Genomic DNA, 17996 nt, shown 5'->3' with positions numbered 1-17996 from the left:
GCGCGACACCGCGGAACGCGCGAGATGCCGCGGAGGCGGCGAGGCACCGCGGAAGGCGCGAGATGCCGCAGAATCTGACGGCGTCTCGATCGCAAAGCGGTGTCTCGATCACCGCGGGGCGTCTCGGTTGCACGGAGCCTCGCACGCTGACGGCGCGGCCGCCCGCACGGCGCTTCGCACGCCGGTGGTGCGGCCGCCGGGCGGCGCCTCGCCCGCACACCGCCGTCACAGCTGACCGGCGGGCCCGAGACTCGGGCCGAGCGAGCGATCCCGCCCGGCAGACCGCGAGGACGGTCGCGCAGCACGAGTTTCGGCTGCCGCGCTCGAGGCGCGGCGGCTACGCGTCGATGCGGTCGCGGTCGAGGCCCTCGCCCGCCAGGATGAACTCCTTGCGCGGCGCGACGTCGTTGCCCATCAGCAGCTCGAAGACCTTCGCGGCGCTCTCGGCATCGGTCACGTTCACACGGCGGAGCGTCCGGTGCGCCCGGTCCATCGTGGTCTCGGCAAGCTGGTCCGCGTCCATCTCCCCCAGGCCCTTGTACCGCTGGATCGGCTCCTGGTACTTCTTGCCCTGCTTCGCGAGCTTCTTCAGCACGGCCTGCAGCTCGGCCTCGGAGTAGGTGTACAGCGTGTCGTTCGGCTTGCCGCGGTTCACCACGACGACCCGGTGCAGCGGGGGCACGGCGGCGAACACCCGCCCCTGCTCGATCATCGGCCGCATGTAGCGGAAGAACAGCGTCAACAGGAGCGTGCGGATGTGCGCGCCGTCGACGTCGGCGTCCGACATGATGATGATCTTGCCGTAGCGGGCCTGATCGATCTCGAACGAGCGGCCGGAGCCGGCTCCGATGACCTGGATGATCGACGCGCACTCGGCGTTGGACAGCATGTCCGACACCGATGCCTTCTGCACGTTGAGGATCTTGCCGCGGATCGGGAGCAGCGCCTGGTACTCGCTGTTCCGGGCGAGCTTCGCGGTGCCGAGCGCGGAGTCACCCTCGACGATGAACAGCTCCGTGCCCTCGGCGTCCTGCTTGCGGCAGTCGGCGAGCTTCGTCGGCAGCGAGGAGTTCTCGAGGGCGTTCTTGCGGCGCTGCGTCTCCTTGTGTGCCCGGGCCGAGATGCGGGTCTTCATCTCGGCGACGACCTTCTCGAGCAGGGTCGCCGCCTGGGCCTTCTCGGTACGCTGCGTCGAGGTGAGGATGTCCGTCAGGTGCTTCGACACGACCTGGTCCACGATCTTCCGGACCGCGGGGGTGCCGAGGACCTCCTTGGTCTGTCCCTCGAACTGCGGCTCGGGCAGGCGGACGGTCAGCACGGCGGTGAGGCCGGCGAGCACGTCGTCCTTCTCGAGCTTGTCCTGCCCGACCTTGAGCTTGCGGGCGTTCGCCTCGACCTGGGTGCGGACCGCCTTGACGACGCCGGACTCGAAGCCGGTCAGGTGCGTGCCGCCCTTGGGCGTCGCGATGATGTTGACGAAGCTCCGCTCGACGGTCTCGTACCCGCTCCCCCACCGCAGCGCGATGTCCACCTCGCACGTGCGCTCGACCGAGGTGGAGACCATGTGGCCCTTGTCGTCGAGCATCGGCACGGTCTCGGTGAAGGTCCCGGTGCCCTGGATGCGCCAGACGTCGGTGACCGCTGAGTCGACGGCGAGGTGCTCGACGAACTCGCTGATGCCGCCCTCGTACCGGAACCGCTCGATGACCGGACCGGGCGCGACCGTCGTGCCGGTCGCCTCGGCCCGCTGCGCGGCCGCCTCGATCGACGCCGGGCGCTCGTCCGTGATGGTGATGCCGAGCCCGGGCACCAGGAAGGCCGTCTGCCGTGCGCGGTTGACCAGGTCACCCGTGCTGAAGCGGGCGTCCTGGGTGAAGATCTGCCGGTCCGCCCAGTACCGGATGCGCGACCCGGTGACCCCCTTCTTCACCTTGCCGACGACGCGCAGTTCACTGCCCGAGGTGAACGGTGTGAAGGGCGCGTCGGGACCGGCACCGGCAAAGGTCCCCGGTTCGCCGCGGTGGAACGACATCGCGTACGTCTTGCCGCCGCGGTCGACCTCGACGTCGAGGCGCTCCGACAGCGCGTTCACGACGGACGCACCGACGCCGTGCAGCCCGCCCGAAGCCGCGTACGACCCGGATCCGAACTTGCCGCCGGCGTGCAGCTTGGTGAACACGACCTCGACACCCGTCAGCCCGGTCTTCGGCTCGACGTCGACGGGGATGCCGCGGGCGGTGTCACGGACCTCGACCGACCCGTCGGCGTGCAGCACGACCCCGATCTCGTCACCGTGCCCGGCGAGTGCTTCGTCGACGGAGTTGTCGATGATCTCCCACAGGCAGTGCATGAGCCCGCGGGAGTCCGTCGAACCGATGTACATGCCGGGACGCTTCCGAACGGCCTCGAGTCCCTCGAGGACGGAGAGGTGGCGTGCAGAGTAGTCGGAGCTCACCTCCCGATCGTACCGACGGGCTCCGACAGCCACGGCCCGGGACGGCGGCGCGCCTCGGAGTGGGGACATCGGGTCCGCGCTCAGCGAAACAGGCCGTCCACGATGCACGTCTCCCAGCCACCACGTGTTCAAATGGGTGTCCACCCGCACCACCTGCGATCCGTGAGGAGCACAGCAATGACCCAGACCGTGCACGACCTCTCCATCGACGAAGCCAGCAGCCACCAGCTCACCGCCGCTGACCGCTGCGACAGCTGCGGAGCGCAGGCCTACATCCGCGCCACCATGGCCAGTGGCGAGCTCTACTTCTGTGCCCACCACGGCGCCGAGTTCAAGGACAAGCTCGCCGCGACCGCGCTCGAGTGGCACGACGAGAGCAGCCGACTCCACGAGTCGAAGTAGTCGTCACCAGACGAACGGACGGGAGGCGCGGTGCCAGCTGGCACCGCGCCTCCCGTCCGTTCGTGGGTCGCGTGGGTGTTGGTGGGTCGCGTCAGGCGATCCGCTTGAACGCCTTGTCGACGTAGCGGTCGATGGTCGCGCGCGCCTCGCGCGCGTACCGGTCGATCGTCGCCGTGCGCTCCGGGTCCGCGACGTACTCGCGCCCGAGGCGGGTGGTCGCCGCGGACAGCACCCCATCGGTCAGCTGCGGGTTGAGCGGCAGGATCGGGCCCTGCGTGTGCGTCCCGAAGGACGCACCCGCGACCGCGCCCTCGACGGCGGACCCGGCCTGGTTGCCCCCACCGGAGACGACGTCGGCGAAGGGCTCGACGCCGGCAGCCAGCTCGATCCGCGTCGCGTGGTCCTCGAAGCCGGCGAGGCGCTTCGACGCCCCGGACAGCAGCGGGTAGCGCGTGTCCAGTACGAAGTAGTTCACCCTGCGCTCGGCGCCGCGCACGGCTCGCGCGTCGAACACACCGAAGCCCGCGACGGGCGAGCCCTCGGTGGGGACGACCTCGTTCGTCGCGAGGTCGAACCCTCCGCCGACCGCCACGACGGGTACACCGGACGCAGCGAAGTCACGGAGCGGCGCCCCGATGCGCGCCACGTCGGCACCGAGCGAGCGCATCGCACTGAGCGGACCGTTGCCCACCACCACGACATCGGCCGCGGTCGGCAGCGCGTCGCCGGGCGCGTACTCGACGACCTCGGTCGCGATGTCCGCGGCCTCGGCGCGGCGGACGAGGGCGACGACGTTGCCCCGGTCACCCGAGACACCCATCTGACGGGGGTAGACGTGCAGGATGGTCAGCCGGTCGGCCGTCATGCGGTCTTCTCCATGTCGCCGTGGCCCAGGGCCTTGCGGGCGATCATCATGATCTCGTAGTTGACGATGAAGTTCTTCGTGCCCGATGTCGTCGAGCCGAGTTGCTCCATGTGCCGGATCGCGGCCTCGACGTCCGGCTCGACACGGCCGATGCGGACACCGGCGTGCTCGAGCGCGATCGCGATCTGCCATGCCTTGTCACCGGAGACGACGTCCACGTGGTCGAGCTTCGAGAAGTCGATGTCGTAGATCCACGAGATGTCCGGCGTGCCCTCGTCGATCGCCATGAGGACCTGCTCCGGACGGTCCGGCAGGGCGTCGAGGTTGAGCTGCAGGCTGGCCGCGTTCTTGAACATCGTGAACTCGGCGGACTCGCCGGCGATGGGCAGCCGCTCACCGCGGCCGTACGCCGGCTTCATCGTGCCGAAGGCCTTCGTCACGGCGTCGGCGCGGAACTGCGCGCCGAGCGCGGCACTCGCGGTCGCGGTCGCAGCGGCTGCGTCCACCGCGTAGTGCAGACCGCGCGCCGGCAGGCGGACGGGGATGTCCGCGCCGTCGAAGCGGATCGTCGCACCGTCACCCGTGTTGGCCACGACCTCGGACTGCGCCGGGTTCGGCTCGCCGGCGGTCCGGTCGAAGTCGTCAGCGTTCTGCAGGCCGTTCGGCGCCGCCGCCACGACCTCGGTGCTCGCGCCGAAGCGGAGCACGCGCTGCCCGGAGCGGGCGGCGTAGGCGTCGAGGAACTGGTCGTCACGGTTCGTGACGACGTTCGCCGTCGACAGCGCCGCGGTGTCCAGCATCATCGTCGCGACGCGCTCGGTCTCGAAGAACCGGTAGAGCTGGTCGACCTGCACGTTGAGCATCGTCACCGTCGACGGCGACAGGATGCCGGCGAGCTCGACCGCGAAGGCCTCGTCGACCTCGAGGATGCCGATGTCCGCCTTGAGCCTGCCGGTCAGCGACACCTCGGAGAGCAGCGCCGAGGCGATGCCCTGCGGCAGGTTCGCGCCCGACGGGTTCGTGAACACGCGGAGGCCGTGCGCGCGGACGATGTCCGAGATCATGTGCGTCGTCGTCGACTTGCCGTTCGAGCCGAGCACGAAGACGACGCCGTTCGGGAACTGCTTCGTCACGTGCTGCAGGAAGTCCGGCACGAGCTTCAGGACGATGTACCCCGGGTAGGCGGACCCGCCGCCCCGCGCACGGGCGAGGGCACGGAGGATCCGCCCGACCAGGATCGGGATGAGGAAGCGCATCGGCCTACTCGAGGTAGTCGCGGAGCGACTGCGACCGGGACGGGTGGCGGAGCTTCGCCATCGTCTTCGACTCGATCTGACGGATGCGCTCGCGCGTCACGCCGAACGTGTCACCGATCTGGTCGAGGGTCTTCGGCTGGCCGTCACCGAGGCCGAAGCGCATGCGGATCACGCCCGCCTCGCGCTCGGACAGGGAGTCGAGCAGGCTCTCGAGCTGCTTCTGCAGCATCGTGAAGCCCACCGCGTCGGCCGGCACGACCGCCTCGGTGTCCTCGATCAGGTCGCCGAACTCCGAGTCGCCGTCCTCACCCAGCGGGGTGTGGAGCGAGATGGGCTCGCGGCCGTACTTCTGGACCTCGACGACCTTCTCCGGGGTCATGTCGAGCTCGCGGGCGAGCTCTTCCGGAGTGGGCTCGCGACCGAGGTCCTGCAGCATCTGGCGCTGCACGCGGGCGAGCTTGTTGATGACCTCGACCATGTGCACTGGGATGCGGATCGTGCGGGCCTGGTCGGCCATGGCACGGGTGATCGCCTGACGGATCCACCAGGTGGCGTACGTCGAGAACTTGAAGCCCTTGGTGTAGTCGAACTTCTCGACCGCACGGATCAGACCGAGGTTGCCCTCCTGGATGAGGTCCAAGAACTGCATGCCGCGGCCGGTGTAGCGCTTCGCGAGCGAGACGACGAGGCGGAGGTTGGCGCCGAGCAGGTGCGACTTCGCGCGCTGACCGTCACGGGCGACCCAGCGGAGCTCGCGCTCCTCGGGCTTCGACAGCCCGGTCGAGTGCTGGAGCTTGTCCTCGGCGAACAGGCCGGCCTCGATCCGCATCGCGAGCTCGACCTCCTGCTCGGCGTTGAGGAGCGCGACCTTGCCGATCTGCTTCAGGTAGTCCTTGACCGGGTCGGCGGTGGCACCGGTGATGGTCGTCGAGTAGACCGGGGCCTCGTCGTCGTCCGACTGCGAGATGACGAGCGCACCCGCGGCGACCGCTGCGGCGGCGTCGGGCTTGGAGTCCTTCTCCTCGGACTCGGTCTCGGTGTCCTCGGCGTCGTCCGTCGCGTCGACGGCCTCGTCCACGGGCTCGACGGCCTCGTCGTCCTCGTCCTCGTCGTCGGCCTGCTTCTTGGCGCGGGTGCTGGCCTTCTTCGGCGCGGCCTTCGAGGCGGTCTTCTTCGTGGCGGTGGTCCTGGTGGCGCGCTTCTTCGGCGCAGCCTTCCCCTCGGCCGCGTCGGCGTCGTCCGCCGCGACGGCCTCGGGCTCGGTGTCCTTCGTGGGATCGATCGTCGTGCTCCGGGCAGCCATGCGATCACCTCTCTCGTCGTGCCACGTTCGTGGGGTCGTGGCCTCCCTCGCCGCCCAGGGCCTGGGCCGCGGTCCCCCGCGTCGTCAGGTCCTACCGTTCCGGGCAGCATGAGGACCCATGTCAAGTCCCCCGGCTTCCGCGGCGCGATGAGGCGACGTGGACACGGGGGCCCGAACGGGTCCGTCCTCCATTATTGCACGGCCTTCTTCCGCAGGCGCGCAACGAGTGCAACCCAGAGCGGCCCCACCCGTATTCCGTCCTGCGCGTGCATCTCCCGGCGGGTCCGCCTGCGTGCGAGCAGCAGCATCACGACGCCGAACCCGACCACCACGTACTGCACGGTGAGCGCGACGCGGAAGTTCTCCCAGGCGAACACCGTGCGTCCCGTCGCCCCGGACACGACGTCGAGGAGCGTCCCGATCAGGAACATCATCACGAAGGCGGCCAGGAACCCGCCGACGTTCACGACACCGTTCGCGGAGCCGAGCGACCCGACCGGGTTGAAGCTGCGGGCGAAGTCGAAGCCGATCAGAGACCCGGGGCCGCCGACGCCCATCGCGAGCACGAGCAGCACGAGCAGCCACGTCGGCGGGTGCCCCGGCCAGAGCAGCACCGCCGTCCAGACCACGCCGAGCGCCAGGACGATGCCGAGCACCAGGTTCGACCGACGGAGCGGGAACCGCGCGCACAGCACGCCGAGCAGCGGCCCGACGACGAAGCCCGTGACGACGATGACGGTGAGGAAACCCGCGGCCTCGGACGGGCTGTATCCGAGACCGCGCAGCATCGGGACGCCCCAGAGCAGCGAGAACACCGTGCCGGACGACTGTGTGACGTAGTGGGACCAGAACCCGAGCTGCGTGCCGGGGCGACGGAGCGCGTGCCCGAACGTGCGGAAGGCCCCGCGCCACGAGTGCGGCAGGGGCAGCGGGATGGTGTCGGTGCGCACCGCGACGGGTCCGTTGCGGACGAAGACGACCGCCAGCACGAGACCGACCAGGCTCGCGGCCGCGGCGACCCCGAACGCCGGGGTCCACCCGGCGGTGTGCAGCAGCACGGCGAACGGGAAGGCCGACAGCACCTGCCCGACCTGACCGAGGTTGCCCGTCCACTGCGAGATCTGCGGCAGGATCCGCCCGGTGAACCACATCGGGACGAGACGGATCACCGAGATGAACGTCATCGCGTCGCCCGCCCCGACGAGCACTCGGCCCGCGATGGCCGGGCCGATGGTCGGCGAGAACGCGACGACCGCCTGCCCGACCACGAGCAGCGCGGCGCCGAGCAGGACGAGCTTCCGCGGACCCACCCGGTCGAGCGCGATGCCGACCGGGATCTGCAGGCCGGCGTAGACGGCGATCTGCACCACGGCGAGCGTGGAGAGGACGGCCGCCGAGACCGCGAAGCGGTCCTGCGCGTCGACCCCGGAGACGCCGAGCGACGAGCGCTGCACGACGGCGAGGACGTAGGCGAGCACCGCGACGCCCCAGACGAGGAATGCACGGCGGGAGTTCACCCGACAAGGCTACCGACGCGCGCCCCGCGCCCGGCGCACGCTGTGGAGGACGGGAGGCGCGGCGCGGGCTGTGGAGGAGCCTCCAGGCCGGGCGCGGTGCGGGCGTGCCCCGTCGACGCTCCGTGCGCCCGTTTCGGTCGGGCCGTCCGCGCGCCTGCGTCGGTCGGTCGGGCCGCGCGGCGGGATCAGTCGCTCGGGGCGTCGCCGTCGGACCGACGGTCGGCCAGGAAGCGCTCGAGTTCGGCCGCGATGGCGTCGGCGGTCGGGACCTCGCCGTCGACGTTCGTCAGGGGCGACGCGACCGGGTTGCCCTCCATGTAGGTGTCGTGCCGTTCCTCGAGCACGCCCACCAGGCGCTGCAGCTCGGGGTTGCCCGCGACCTGCTCGTCGACGCGGGCGCGGAACTCGCGGTCCGACTCGCGCAGGGCGTCCGTCGGGAAGATCAGGCCGGTCGCCGCCGAGATGCTGGACAGCGCGGTGACCGCGGCGTCGGGGAACTCGGTGTCGCCGAGGTAGTGCGGGACGAGCAGCACGAGTCCGGTGACCTGCTCGCCCAGCTGCGTCAGCCGGTGCTCGACCAGGTGCAGGACGTTCGCGGGCGCCTGGGTCTCCGGCTTCCAGACGCTCATCTGCTCGACGAGGTCGGCACGGGTCCCGGACACCGTCAGGCTGATCGGACGCGTGTGCGGCACGGGCATCGGGATGGCCTGCAGCCAGGTGGTGTCCGCGACCTGCAGGCGCTCGGCGAGGCCCGTGACCGCGTCGACGAACCGGTTCCACTGGAAGTCCGGCTCGTACCCGGTGAGGAAGAGGAACGGCTGCCCGAGCTCGTCGCGCACCAGGTGGAGGGCCAGACGCGGCGGCTCGACGGCGGCGATGTGGTCGTGCTCGAACGTGATGACCGGACGGCGGGCACGCCAGTCGAGCAGGACGTCCGGGTCGAACTCCGCGACGAGCTCGTGCTCGAGGCCGTCGAGGATCGAGGCCGTGACCTGCGCGACGGCGCCGCCCGCGTCCACGAAGCCGGTCAGGCCCGCGACCAGGTGCAGCCCGGCCGGGACGGTCGGCGCGCCGTCGGGAGCGGAGTACAGGTCCTCGGGGTGGTTCACCGTCCCCATGCTAGGCGGCACCCCCGACCGAGCCCGCGCACCGACCCGACGCTCTCCGCGAACACGTGCTGGCTAGGCTTGGCACATGGTCCGACCGACGCTCTCCACCACCCCCTCGACCCCCTCCGACGTCGACGCCGACGTCCTCGTGCTCGGTGTCCGCGCGGGCACCGACGGCGGCGCCCCCGCGATCGTCCCCTCGGCCGCCGGGACGCTCGACGCACTCACTGACCTCGACCTGGGGTCCATCGGCGTCACCGGCGCGAAGGACCAGCTCGTCCGCCTGCCCGGCACCGGCGTCGCCGCCGCCGGCATCGCACTCGTCGGCCTCGGCTCGACGGTCGACGCGGCGTCCGTCCGGGCCGCCGCCGGCAGCGCCGTCCGACAGCTGCCCCAGGTGTCGTCGATCGCGCTCGCACTCCCCACCGACAGCGCCGAGCTCGTCGACGCCGCCCTCGAGGGCGCGGCACTCGGTTCCTACGCCTTCACCCGCCACAAGGGTACGGGCACGACCGCCCCGGCGCGGGGCGACCAGCGCATCGAGGTCGTCGCACCGGCCGACACCGCCGCCGACACCACCGTCCGCCCGGCGATCGTCGCGGACGCGGCAGCGCTCGTCCGCGACCTCGTGAACACGGCCGCCGGTGACCTCGGTCCGGCGGACGTCGCCGACGTCGCGGTCGCGCAGGCGGAGGGTCTGCCGCTCACCGTCGAGGTCCTCGACGAGCAGCAGCTCGAGGAGCAGGGCTTCGGCGGCATCGTCGGCGTCGGGCGCGGGTCGGAGCGTCCGCCGCGCCTGGTCGTCGTCCGCTACGAACCGGCATCGGCCGCGAAGCACCTCGCGCTCGTCGGCAAGGGCATCACCTTCGACTCCGGCGGCCTCTCGCTGAAGCCCGCTGCGTCGATGCTCGGTATGAAGACCGACATGACCGGCGCCGCGACCGTGCTCGCCGCGACGATCGCCGCCGCGCGCCTCGGGCTCGACACCAGGGTCACCGCGTGGCTCTGCCTCGCCGAGAACATGCCGTCCGGCTCCGCGACGCGCCCCGGCGACGTGCTCACGCTCAAGAACGGCAAGACCGTCGAGGTCACCAACACCGACGCCGAGGGTCGACTCGTCCTCGGTGACGGCATGGCGGCCGCCTCGCTCGAACAGCCCGACGCGATCGTCGACGTCGCGACGCTCACCGGTGCGCAGGTCGTCGCACTCGGCGACCGCACCACCGGCCTGATGGGCAGCGACGACCTGGTCGCCCGGGTCCGCGCGGTCGCCGACGCCGTGGCCGAGCCGATCTGGCCGATGCCGCTGCCCGAGGAGCTCGACGCGCGACTCGCCAGCGACGTGGCCGACATGGTGAACGCGACCGTGGGCAACCCGGCCGGCGGGATGCTCCTCGCCGGCAAGTTCCTCGAGCGCTTCGTCGGCGAGGGCATCCCGTGGGCGCACCTCGACATCGCCGGGCCCTCCGAGCACAAGGGCGGCGGGTACGGCTGGCTCGGCAAGGGCGCGACCGGTGTCATGGTCCGGACGCTCATCGGGCTCGCAGAAGAGCTCCAGTCCAGGTAGTAGGTTGGTGTCCGGCGGGCTGCGCACCGACGCGCGTCCGCCGGAACCAGCGGGACGGGACCGGAACCATGCGGTCCGACCGTCGGACGCCGCCGCCGCGGTGTCCAGTGGGGTCCGACCGGGATCCCGACACGCACGAGGGAGTTGCACCAGGTGACGGAACAGACTTACGACGTCGTGGTCCTCGGTGGCGGCAGTGGTGGCTACGCCGCTGCGCTCCGAGCCGCTGAGCTCGGCATGAGCGTCGCGCTCATCGAGGGAGACAAGCTCGGAGGGACCTGCCTGCACCGCGGCTGCATCCCCACCAAGGCGCTGCTCCACGCCGCCGAGGTCGCCGACGCAACCCGCGACGCGGAGAAGTACGGCGTCGTCGCCGAGTTCGCCGGCGTCGAGGTGCCGAAGGTCATCGACTACCAGCAGGGCGTCATCAACTCGAAGTACAAGGGCCTGCAGGGTCTCGTGAAGGCCCGCGGCATCACCGTCGTCGAGGGCTGGGGCCGCCTGACCTCGCAGAACACCGTGCAGGTCGGCGACCAGACGGTCACCGGCAAGAACGTCGTGCTCGCGACCGGTTCGTACTCGAAGTCCCTGCCGGGCCTCGAGATCGGCGGCCGCGTGATCACGTCCGAGACCGCGCTGAAGATGGACTACGTGCCGAACAAGGTCGTCATCCTCGGTGGTGGCGTCATCGGCGTCGAGTTCGCCAGCGTCTGGAAGTCCTTCGGCGCCGAGGTCACCATCGTCGAGGGCCTGCCCCACCTCATCCCCGCCGAGGACGAGTCGATGTCGAAGCAGCTCGAGCGCGCGTTCCGCAAGCGCGGCATCGAGTTCTCGCTCGGTGTGCGCTTCGACCACGTCGACCAGCACGAGAACGGCGTGGTCGTCACGCTCGAGGACGGCAAGACCTACGAGGGCGACGTGCTCCTCGTCGCGGTCGGCCGCGGCCCGCTGACGCAGAACATGGGCTTCGACGAGGTCGGCGTCGCGATGGACCGCGGCTTCGTCACCACGAACGAGCGCCTCGCCACCAACCTGCCGAACGTCTACGCCGTCGGCGACATCGTCCCCGGCCTGCAGCTCGCACACCGCGGGTTCCAGCAGGGCATCTTCGTCGCCGAGGAGATCGCGGGCCTGAACCCGGTCGTCATCTCGGACACGAACATCCCGAAGGTCACCTACTCCGACCCCGAGGTCGCGTCGGTCGGTCTCTCCCAGGCCAAGGCCGAGGAGCAGTACGGCAAGGACAAGGTCGACTTCTACGAGTACAACCTCGCCGGCAACGGCCGCAGCCACATCATCGGGACCTCGGGTGCCGTCAAGGTCGTCCGCGTCGTCGACGGCCCGGTCGTCGGTGTCTCGATGATCGGCGCGCGCGTCGGCGAGCTCATCGGCGAGGCACAGCTCGCGGTGAACTGGGAGGCGCACCCCGAGGACGTCGCCCCGCTCGTCCACGCCCACCCGACGCAGAACGAGGCGCTGGGTGAGGCTTTCCTCCACCTCGCGGGCAAGCCGCTGCACGCGCTGTGACGACCACGTCCGCCGTGCGCACCGAGACAATGACATCCACCACCACAGCAATCCGCGAACAGGAGCCCACCCGATGAGCGAATCCGTCAACCTCCCGGCGCTCGGCGAGAGCGTCACCGAGGGCACGGTCACCCGATGGCTGAAGAACGTCGGTGACCGGGTCGAGGTCGACGAGCCGCTGCTCGAGGTCTCGACCGACAAGGTCGACACCGAGATCCCGTCGCCGATCGCCGGCGTCGTCGAGGAGATCCTCGTCCAGGAGGACGAGACGGTCGAGGTCGGCACCGCACTGGTGAAGATCGGCGACGGCTCCGGCTCGGGTTCCGACGGCGGTTCCTCCGACGAGCAGGCCGCCGACCAGGACGCCGCTGCCGCCGAGCAGAGCGAGCCCGAGACGGCTCCGAGCACCGAGCAGGGCGAGGAGCAGAAGGCCCCCGAGCCGCAGCGCGCAGACCCGACCCCGGACGGTCAGACCCAGCCGGCCGCACCGCAGGCACCGTCGGCTCCCCCGGTCCCGCAGGCTGCTCCGGTCCCGCCGCCCGCCGCCGTCCCGGCAGCGGTTCCGGCTCCGGCTGCCGCGCCGGCTCCGGCTGCCGCACCGGCCCCGGCCGCTGCTCCGGCCGCCTCGGGTGCGACCGCCTCGGCGTCGGTGCCCAACCCGAACCAGGACGCCTCGGCCTCCGGCTACGTCACGCCGCTCGTCCGCAAGCTCGCCAACGAGCAGGGTGTCGACCTGTCGACCGTCACCGGCTCCGGTGTCGGTGGCCGCATCCGCAAGGAGGACGTGCTCGCCGCCGCTGCGAAGGCGTCGTCCGCCGGTTCGTCGGCTCCGGCCGCCGCTGCAGCCGGTCCGTTCGTGGCCGAGACCTCGCCGCTCCGCGGCACCCGCGAGAAGATGTCGCGCCTCCGCAAGGTCGTCGCCGAGCGTGCCGTGCAGTCGATGACCTCGACCGCGCAGCTCACCAGCGTCGTCGAGGTCGACGTGACCAAGGTCGCGCAGTTCCGTGACGCGAACAAGGCGGAGTTCCTCGAGAAGACCGGTTCGAAGCTCAGCTTCATGCCGTTCTTCGCCCTCGCGGCGTCCGAGGCGCTCAAGGCGCACCCGAAGATCAACTCCACGGTCGAAGGCGACGAGATCGTCTACCCGGACCACGAGAACGTCTCGATCGCGGTCGACACCGAGCGCGGTCTGCTGACGCCGGTGATCAAGGACGCCTCGGGCCTGTCGCTCGCCGACTTCTCGAAGGCGATCGCGGACCTCGCAGAGCGCACCCGCAACAACCAGCTCAAGCCGGACGAGCTCGCGGGCGGCACCTTCACGCTGACCAACACCGGATCGCGCGGCGCGCTCTTCGACACCCCCGTCGTGTTCCTGCCGCAGTCGGCGATCCTCGGCACGGGCATCGTGACGAAGCGCCCGGCGGTCGTCAAGGTCGACGGGCAGGAGGCGATCGCGGTCCGTTCGTTCGTCTACCTGGCGCTGTCGTACGACCACCGGATCATCGACGGCGCGGATGCGTCGCGGTACCTCGTCGCGGTGAAGAACCGCCTCGAGGAGGGCAACTTCGGCCCGAACCTCGGGTACTGATCCGACGGTCCGATCCGCACCGGACGGCCCCGTTCCCTTCGTGGAACCGGGGCCGTCCGGCGTTCCGGGCTCGGTCAGCGGAGGTGTGTCGCCGCGGTGACGAGGCCGCCGGTGACCACGGCGCCGACCACGACGTGCCGCACCGGCACCCGGCGCCGGTGTCCCGCCGGGACCCCACGCTCGAGGACGTCCAGAACCGCCCGGATCAGCATCCCGACGACGCCGTCCGGCCCGATCTGGTCGTGCGCCGGAGCTCCTGTTCCGGCGGGTTCCTCGTCCGGGAACGTCGGGCCCGGCGTGCTCCAGCGCACCGGTCTGGGTGGAGCGGCTCCGACGACGAGGTCGAGCGCACCGGCAACCGTGTCGGCATCCCCGTCGCGAGCAGCGTCGAGGGCCGGGTCGAGGGTGCGCCGCGCCTCCGACCGGGAGTCGACACGGTCCCAGACCATCCGGGCGGCCGTCACCAGCTGTCGGGCACCGTCGAGGTCGCGAGGGTGCGGCAGACCGGCTCCCGCGTGGGCGCTCGGACCGGCCTGCTCGCGAGTGCTCGAACCAGCTTGCGCGCGGGCGCTCGGACCGGCTTGCGCGCGGGCGCTCGGACCGGCTTGCGCGCGGGCGCTCGGACCTGGCTCAGCCGCGCTCTCGGCGCCGGGAGCCGCGGGCGGCCCGTCGGCGCAGACATCGACCGCCCCGGGAGGGCGATCGGCCACGAGGATCGCTCCGGTCTCGTCGACCCCGACGGCGCCCAGGGCCACGACCCCGAGTTCGACGGCACCCGACCGTGCCCGCGCGGCGAGCTCGAGCAGGGGCACCGTGAGGGTCACGGCGACGCCCTCGGTCGGGACGCCGAGCACGTCCAGGGTGTCCTCGAGCGAACGGGTCGCCGGGTGCAGCACCTCGGCCGCGAGGTGCCCCTGCGGACACCTGCCGACGCGGATCACGGGCGCGAGGTGCGGGCCGACGCCCGCCGCGCGGTCCGCGACCCACCTCGAGAACGCGACCGGATCCCGTGCGCCGCACCACCGTCTGCTGGCTGCTGTCGTCTCCATGGTGACGAGCCTCGCCGAGGTGGGGCGCGCCTCCAGACCGGGGGCGGTATCTGTGGAGGACAGCGTTCGCCCACAGCCTGGTGATCGGCGGTCTGCGAGCGATGGTCGAGGCCGTATCCTGGTCGCATGGCACGCAGCACTCCCCAAGCAACGACGGCGAAGGAGCCGGGTCGTCTCAAGCAGATGTACCAGGTCTTCACGATGACCCGTCGGGCCGACCCGAAGTCCGTCTGGTGGTTCCTGCTGGCGTTCGTCGGCCCCGTCGTGGCCGGCGTGCTGCTCGCACTGCTCCTGCCGGGGCAGAACTGGCTGGCGATCACGCTGTGGATCGTCGCCGGTGTGCTCCTCGGTGTGCTGCTCTTCCTCATCGTCCTCGGCCGCCTCGCCGAGCGTGCCGCGTACTCGCAGATCGCGGGGCAGCCCGGTGCCGTGGGGGCGGTCCTCTCGAACTCCCTGCGTCGTCAGTGGCGCTCGAGCGAGATGCCCGTCGCCGTGCACGGTCGGTCGCAGGCCGCGGTCTACCGTGCGGTGGGCACCCCGGGCGTCGTCCTGATCACCGAAGGGCAGCGTGGCAACCTGAAGCGCCAGGTGGACGAGGAGCGCCGCAAGGTCCAGCGCATCGTCCCGAACGTCCCGGTGCACGTGGTCCACGTCGACGACGACGAGGACGGTGTGACGCTGCACAAGCTGCCGCGGGCGATGAACAAGTACAAGAAGGCGCTCAACCGGAACGAGGTCCTGGCGGTCGCGAACCGTCTCGACTCCCTGACGCACAGCCCGGCCGCGGCGATCCCGAAGGGCATGGACCCGATGCGGGCGCGTGCCGGCCGACCGCGGTGATCGACCGCCCCCTGATCGCCGACGCCCCCGACCGTGCCAGGTCGGGGGCGTCGCCCGTTCCGGGGAGCCCGGCGGCCGGGGCGTCGGCGGCCGGGAAGCCCGACGTCCGGGGAGGGCGGCGTCCGGGGAGCCCGGCGTCCCGGGCACCGGCGTCTCGCGCGTGACCGCCCGCCCGCCTGGCCGACGTTGCACGCGTCGATCGACGCGTGCAATGTCGGACCATGCGCGCGCACAGGATGTCCGCGCATCGTTCGACTTCGCACGCGTCGATCGACCAGCACGATGTCGAACTCGGCGCGCCGTCGGCCTCGGCGCAGCGCCGAGCTCGGCGCAGCGTGTTCACGGGGCCGCCGTGACCGCCGCCGCTCCCAGCGCCGCCGCGCCCGGCGCTGCACTCGCCGCCGGTCAGCGCCGGACGAGCACCGTCCCGGCGATGCGGTCGTGCGCGCCACGGCTGTCGCGGTCGATGATGAGCGCCGGGACGACCAGGCAGAGCAGCACCGTGCGGACGATCGGACGCCAGACCCCGACGTAGCCGCCGCGGATCGGGACGACCCGGAGCCCGACGCAGACGTGCCCGAAGGAACCCGACAGCGTGCAGATGAACAGGACCTGCAGCGCCGCGAAGATCGCGAGCTGGATCCACGTGTGCGCGATGTCGCCAGAGCCCTCGAGCGGCGACCACACCCCCGTGACGTAGGCGACGAGGTCGGCCAGGATCCCGTCGATGAGCAGTCCGACGACGCGGCGGCCGATGCGCCCGACGCTGCGCGGACCGTCCTCGGGGAGGCCGAGGTCCTTGCCGGGCCAGCCGTCCGGGTGCTCCCCACCGGGGTGTGCGGAGGACGCCGAGGGCGGGGTGGTGCTGCGGGCCATGCTCCAAGGGTAGGCGACCGGCGACCCCGTAACACGCACGAAACAATGCAGTCATGTCCGGGAAACCCGGTGTCAATAGCCTCGTCGGAGGGTGCACCCGCGGCACCTCCCGCCATCACCTACCCCCCAGGAGATCGACACACATGTTCAGCGATTCCTCCGAGGTGCTCGCCTTCATCAAGGACACGGACGTCAAGTTCCTCGACATCCGCTTCACGGACCTGCCCGGTGTCCAGCAGCACTTCAACATCCCGGCGTCGACGGTCGACGAGGACTTCTTCTCGGTCGGTCAGCTCTTCGACGGTTCGTCGATCCGCGGTTTCGCGTCGATCCACGAGTCGGACATGCAGCTCATCCCGGACGTGACGACGGCGTACATCGACCAGTTCCGTGCCGAGCGCACGCTGATCATGATCTTCGACATCTACAACCCGCGGAACGGCGAGATCTACGGCCGCGACCCGCGTCAGGTGGCGAAGAAGGCGGAGAAGTACCTCGCGTCGACGGGCATCGCGGACACCGCGTTCTTCGCTCCCGAGGCCGAGTTCTACATCTTCGACGACGTCCGCTACTCGGTCACCCAGAACAAGTCGTTCTACTCGGTCGACTCCGAAGAGGGCGCCTGGAACACCGGCCGCGAGGAAGAGGGCGGCAACCTCGCCAACAAGACCCCGTACAAGGGCGGCTACTTCCCGGTCTCCCCCGTCGACAAGACGGCGGACCTGCGCGACGACATCACCCTCAAGCTGATCGAGGCGGGCTTCGTCCTCGAGCGCTCGCACCACGAGGTGGGCACCGGCGGCCAGCAGGAGATCAACTACAAGTTCGACACGATGGTCCACGCCGCGGACGACATCCTGAAGTTCAAGTACATCGTCAAGAACACGGCCGACCAGTGGGGCAAGGTCGCCACGTTCATGCCGAAGCCGCTCTTCGGCGACAACGGCTCGGGCATGCACACCCACCAGTCGCTCTGGAACGACGGCAAGCCGCTCTTCTACGACGAGAACGGCTACGGCGGTCTCTCCGACACCGCGCGCTGGTACATCGGCGGCATCCTGAAGCACGCCCCGGCGCTGCTCGCCTTCACGAACCCGTCGATCAACTCGTACCACCGCCTGGTCAAGGGCTTCGAGGCGCCGGTCAACCTGGTCTACTCGGCCGGCAACCGCTCCGCTGCGATCCGCATCCCGATCACGGGCACGAACCCGAAGGCGAAGCGCATCGAGTTCCGCGCGCCGGACGCCTCGGGCAACCCGTACCTCGCGTTCGCCGCGCAGCTGATGGCGGGCCTCGACGGCATCCAGAACCGCATCGAGCCGCACGAGCCGGTCGACAAGGACCTCTACGAGCTCCCCCCGGAGGAGGCCAAGGGCATCCCGCAGGTGCCGGGCTCGCTCGACGAGGCGCTCGAGGCGCTCGAGGCGGACCACGAGTTCCTCACGAAGGGCAACGTCTTCACCGAGGACCTCATCCAGACGTGGATCGACTACAAGCGTGAGAACGAGATCCTCCCGCTCGCGCAGCGTCCGCACCCGTTCGAGTACGAGCTGTACTTCGGCGTCTGATCCTCCGCACGAACGGCTGATCCCCTCGGGACACCACGAAGGGCCCCGCACCGTCAGGTGCGGGGCCCTTCCGC

General features: G+C 70.8%; 14 protein-coding genes. 6 read left to right on the top strand and 8 right to left on the bottom strand.

Features of this window, described 5'->3' with window-relative positions:
- Positions 1 to 337: 337 nt before the first annotated feature.
- Positions 338 to 2455 carry a type IIA DNA topoisomerase subunit B gene (locus LCG91_RS07215; RefSeq protein WP_058728616.1) on the bottom strand — a complete coding sequence of 706 codons (2118 nt, stop codon included), beginning with the start codon at positions 2453 to 2455 and terminating at the stop codon, positions 338 to 340.
- 177 nt (positions 2456 to 2632) lie between these two features.
- Between LCG91_RS07215 and LCG91_RS07210 the strand changes: the two genes are divergently transcribed.
- Entirely contained in the window at positions 2633 to 2857 is a 225-nt protein-coding gene (locus LCG91_RS07210; protein ID WP_058728615.1) for a hypothetical protein, read from the top strand.
- A gap of 91 nt (positions 2858 to 2948) precedes the next feature.
- On the opposite strand, the gene LCG91_RS07205 is transcribed toward LCG91_RS07210, so the two are convergent.
- The 5 genes from LCG91_RS07205 to LCG91_RS07185 form a co-directional block, all read right to left on the bottom strand.
- On the bottom strand, positions 2949 to 3722 hold the full coding sequence (locus LCG91_RS07205; protein WP_224442956.1) for a type 1 glutamine amidotransferase: 774 nt from the start codon (positions 3720 to 3722) through the stop codon (positions 2949 to 2951).
- Entirely contained in the window at positions 3719 to 4978 is a 1260-nt protein-coding gene (locus tag LCG91_RS07200) for a MurT ligase domain-containing protein (protein ID WP_224442955.1), read from the bottom strand. The genes LCG91_RS07205 and LCG91_RS07200 overlap by 4 nt, the downstream gene beginning before the upstream one ends.
- Before the next feature lie 4 nt (positions 4979 to 4982).
- Complete coding sequence (locus LCG91_RS07195; protein ID WP_058750272.1) at positions 4983 to 6281, bottom strand: RNA polymerase sigma factor; 1299 nt, start codon at positions 6279 to 6281, stop codon at positions 4983 to 4985.
- A 191-nt stretch (positions 6282 to 6472) separates the two neighbouring features.
- Positions 6473 to 7798: an MFS transporter gene (locus LCG91_RS07190; protein WP_224442954.1), complete on the bottom strand. Its 1326-nt coding sequence runs from the start codon at positions 7796 to 7798 to the stop codon at positions 6473 to 6475.
- A 185-nt stretch (positions 7799 to 7983) separates the two neighbouring features.
- Positions 7984 to 8916 carry a proteasome assembly chaperone family protein gene (locus LCG91_RS07185; RefSeq protein ID WP_224442953.1) on the bottom strand — a complete coding sequence of 311 codons (933 nt, stop codon included), beginning with the start codon at positions 8914 to 8916 and terminating at the stop codon, positions 7984 to 7986.
- Between the two features lie 76 nt (positions 8917 to 8992).
- Between LCG91_RS07185 and LCG91_RS07180 the strand changes: the two genes are divergently transcribed.
- From LCG91_RS07180 to sucB, 3 genes are all read left to right on the top strand, one after another.
- The gene (locus tag LCG91_RS07180) at positions 8993 to 10474 is read left to right on the top strand and encodes a leucyl aminopeptidase (protein WP_224442952.1); all 1482 of its coding nucleotides are present in this window, start codon (positions 8993 to 8995) and stop codon (positions 10472 to 10474) included.
- Between the two features lie 153 nt (positions 10475 to 10627).
- Positions 10628 to 12001 (top strand): dihydrolipoyl dehydrogenase, encoded by a 1374-nt coding sequence (gene lpdA / locus LCG91_RS07175; protein WP_224442951.1) that lies wholly within the window; start codon positions 10628 to 10630, stop codon positions 11999 to 12001.
- A 73-nt stretch (positions 12002 to 12074) separates the two neighbouring features.
- Complete coding sequence (sucB, locus tag LCG91_RS07170) at positions 12075 to 13589, top strand: 2-oxoglutarate dehydrogenase, E2 component, dihydrolipoamide succinyltransferase (protein ID WP_058728608.1); 1515 nt, start codon at positions 12075 to 12077, stop codon at positions 13587 to 13589.
- Between the two features lie 74 nt (positions 13590 to 13663).
- On the opposite strand, the gene LCG91_RS07165 is transcribed toward sucB, so the two are convergent.
- On the bottom strand, positions 13664 to 14638 hold the full coding sequence (locus tag LCG91_RS07165; RefSeq protein ID WP_224442950.1) for a hypothetical protein: 975 nt from the start codon (positions 14636 to 14638) through the stop codon (positions 13664 to 13666).
- 126 nt (positions 14639 to 14764) lie between these two features.
- Here LCG91_RS07165 and LCG91_RS07160 point away from each other — a divergent pair, with 126 nt between their 5' ends.
- Positions 14765 to 15478: a DUF4191 family protein gene (locus tag LCG91_RS07160; protein ID WP_058728606.1), complete on the top strand. Its 714-nt coding sequence runs from the start codon at positions 14765 to 14767 to the stop codon at positions 15476 to 15478.
- A 405-nt stretch (positions 15479 to 15883) separates the two neighbouring features.
- Here the strand turns inward: LCG91_RS07160 and LCG91_RS07155 are convergent, their stop codons facing one another.
- Positions 15884 to 16354, bottom strand: a complete 471-nt coding sequence (locus tag LCG91_RS07155; RefSeq protein ID WP_058728605.1) for an RDD family protein — start codon at positions 16352 to 16354, stop codon at positions 15884 to 15886.
- A gap of 143 nt (positions 16355 to 16497) precedes the next feature.
- Between LCG91_RS07155 and glnA the strand changes: the two genes are divergently transcribed.
- Complete coding sequence (glnA, locus tag LCG91_RS07150; protein WP_058728604.1) at positions 16498 to 17922, top strand: type I glutamate--ammonia ligase; 1425 nt, start codon at positions 16498 to 16500, stop codon at positions 17920 to 17922.
- Positions 17923 to 17996 lie beyond the last annotated feature (74 nt).

Source organism: Curtobacterium sp. TXMA1 (genome assembly GCF_020162095.1).
In the GTDB taxonomy this organism is placed as follows: Bacteria; Actinomycetota; Actinomycetes; order Actinomycetales; family Microbacteriaceae; genus Curtobacterium.
Note: the sequence above shows the minus strand (reverse complement) of the source record. Positions and strands in the feature narration are given on the sequence as shown.

Excerpts from the sequence above, each read along its gene's own strand:
- sucB (WP_058728608.1), top strand. The coding sequence starts at position 12,075 with ATGAGCGAATCCGTCAACCTCCCGGCGCTCGGCGAGAGCGTCACCGAG.
- LCG91_RS07180 (WP_224442952.1), top strand. The coding sequence starts at position 8,993 with ATGGTCCGACCGACGCTCTCCACCACCCCCTCGACCCCCTCCGACGTC.
- glnA (WP_058728604.1), top strand. The coding sequence starts at position 16,498 with ATGTTCAGCGATTCCTCCGAGGTGCTCGCCTTCATCAAGGACACGGAC.
- LCG91_RS07185 (WP_224442953.1), bottom strand. The coding sequence starts at position 8,916 with ATGGGGACGGTGAACCACCCCGAGGACCTGTACTCCGCTCCCGACGGC.
- LCG91_RS07155 (WP_058728605.1), bottom strand. The coding sequence starts at position 16,354 with ATGGCCCGCAGCACCACCCCGCCCTCGGCGTCCTCCGCACACCCCGGT.
- LCG91_RS07205 (WP_224442956.1), bottom strand. The coding sequence starts at position 3,722 with ATGACGGCCGACCGGCTGACCATCCTGCACGTCTACCCCCGTCAGATG.
- LCG91_RS07160 (WP_058728606.1), top strand. The coding sequence starts at position 14,765 with ATGGCACGCAGCACTCCCCAAGCAACGACGGCGAAGGAGCCGGGTCGT.
- LCG91_RS07200 (WP_224442955.1), bottom strand. The coding sequence starts at position 4,978 with ATGCGCTTCCTCATCCCGATCCTGGTCGGGCGGATCCTCCGTGCCCTC.
- LCG91_RS07210 (WP_058728615.1), top strand. The coding sequence starts at position 2,633 with ATGACCCAGACCGTGCACGACCTCTCCATCGACGAAGCCAGCAGCCAC.
- LCG91_RS07195 (WP_058750272.1), bottom strand. The coding sequence starts at position 6,281 with ATGGCTGCCCGGAGCACGACGATCGATCCCACGAAGGACACCGAGCCC.
- LCG91_RS07165 (WP_224442950.1), bottom strand. The coding sequence starts at position 14,638 with ATGGAGACGACAGCAGCCAGCAGACGGTGGTGCGGCGCACGGGATCCG.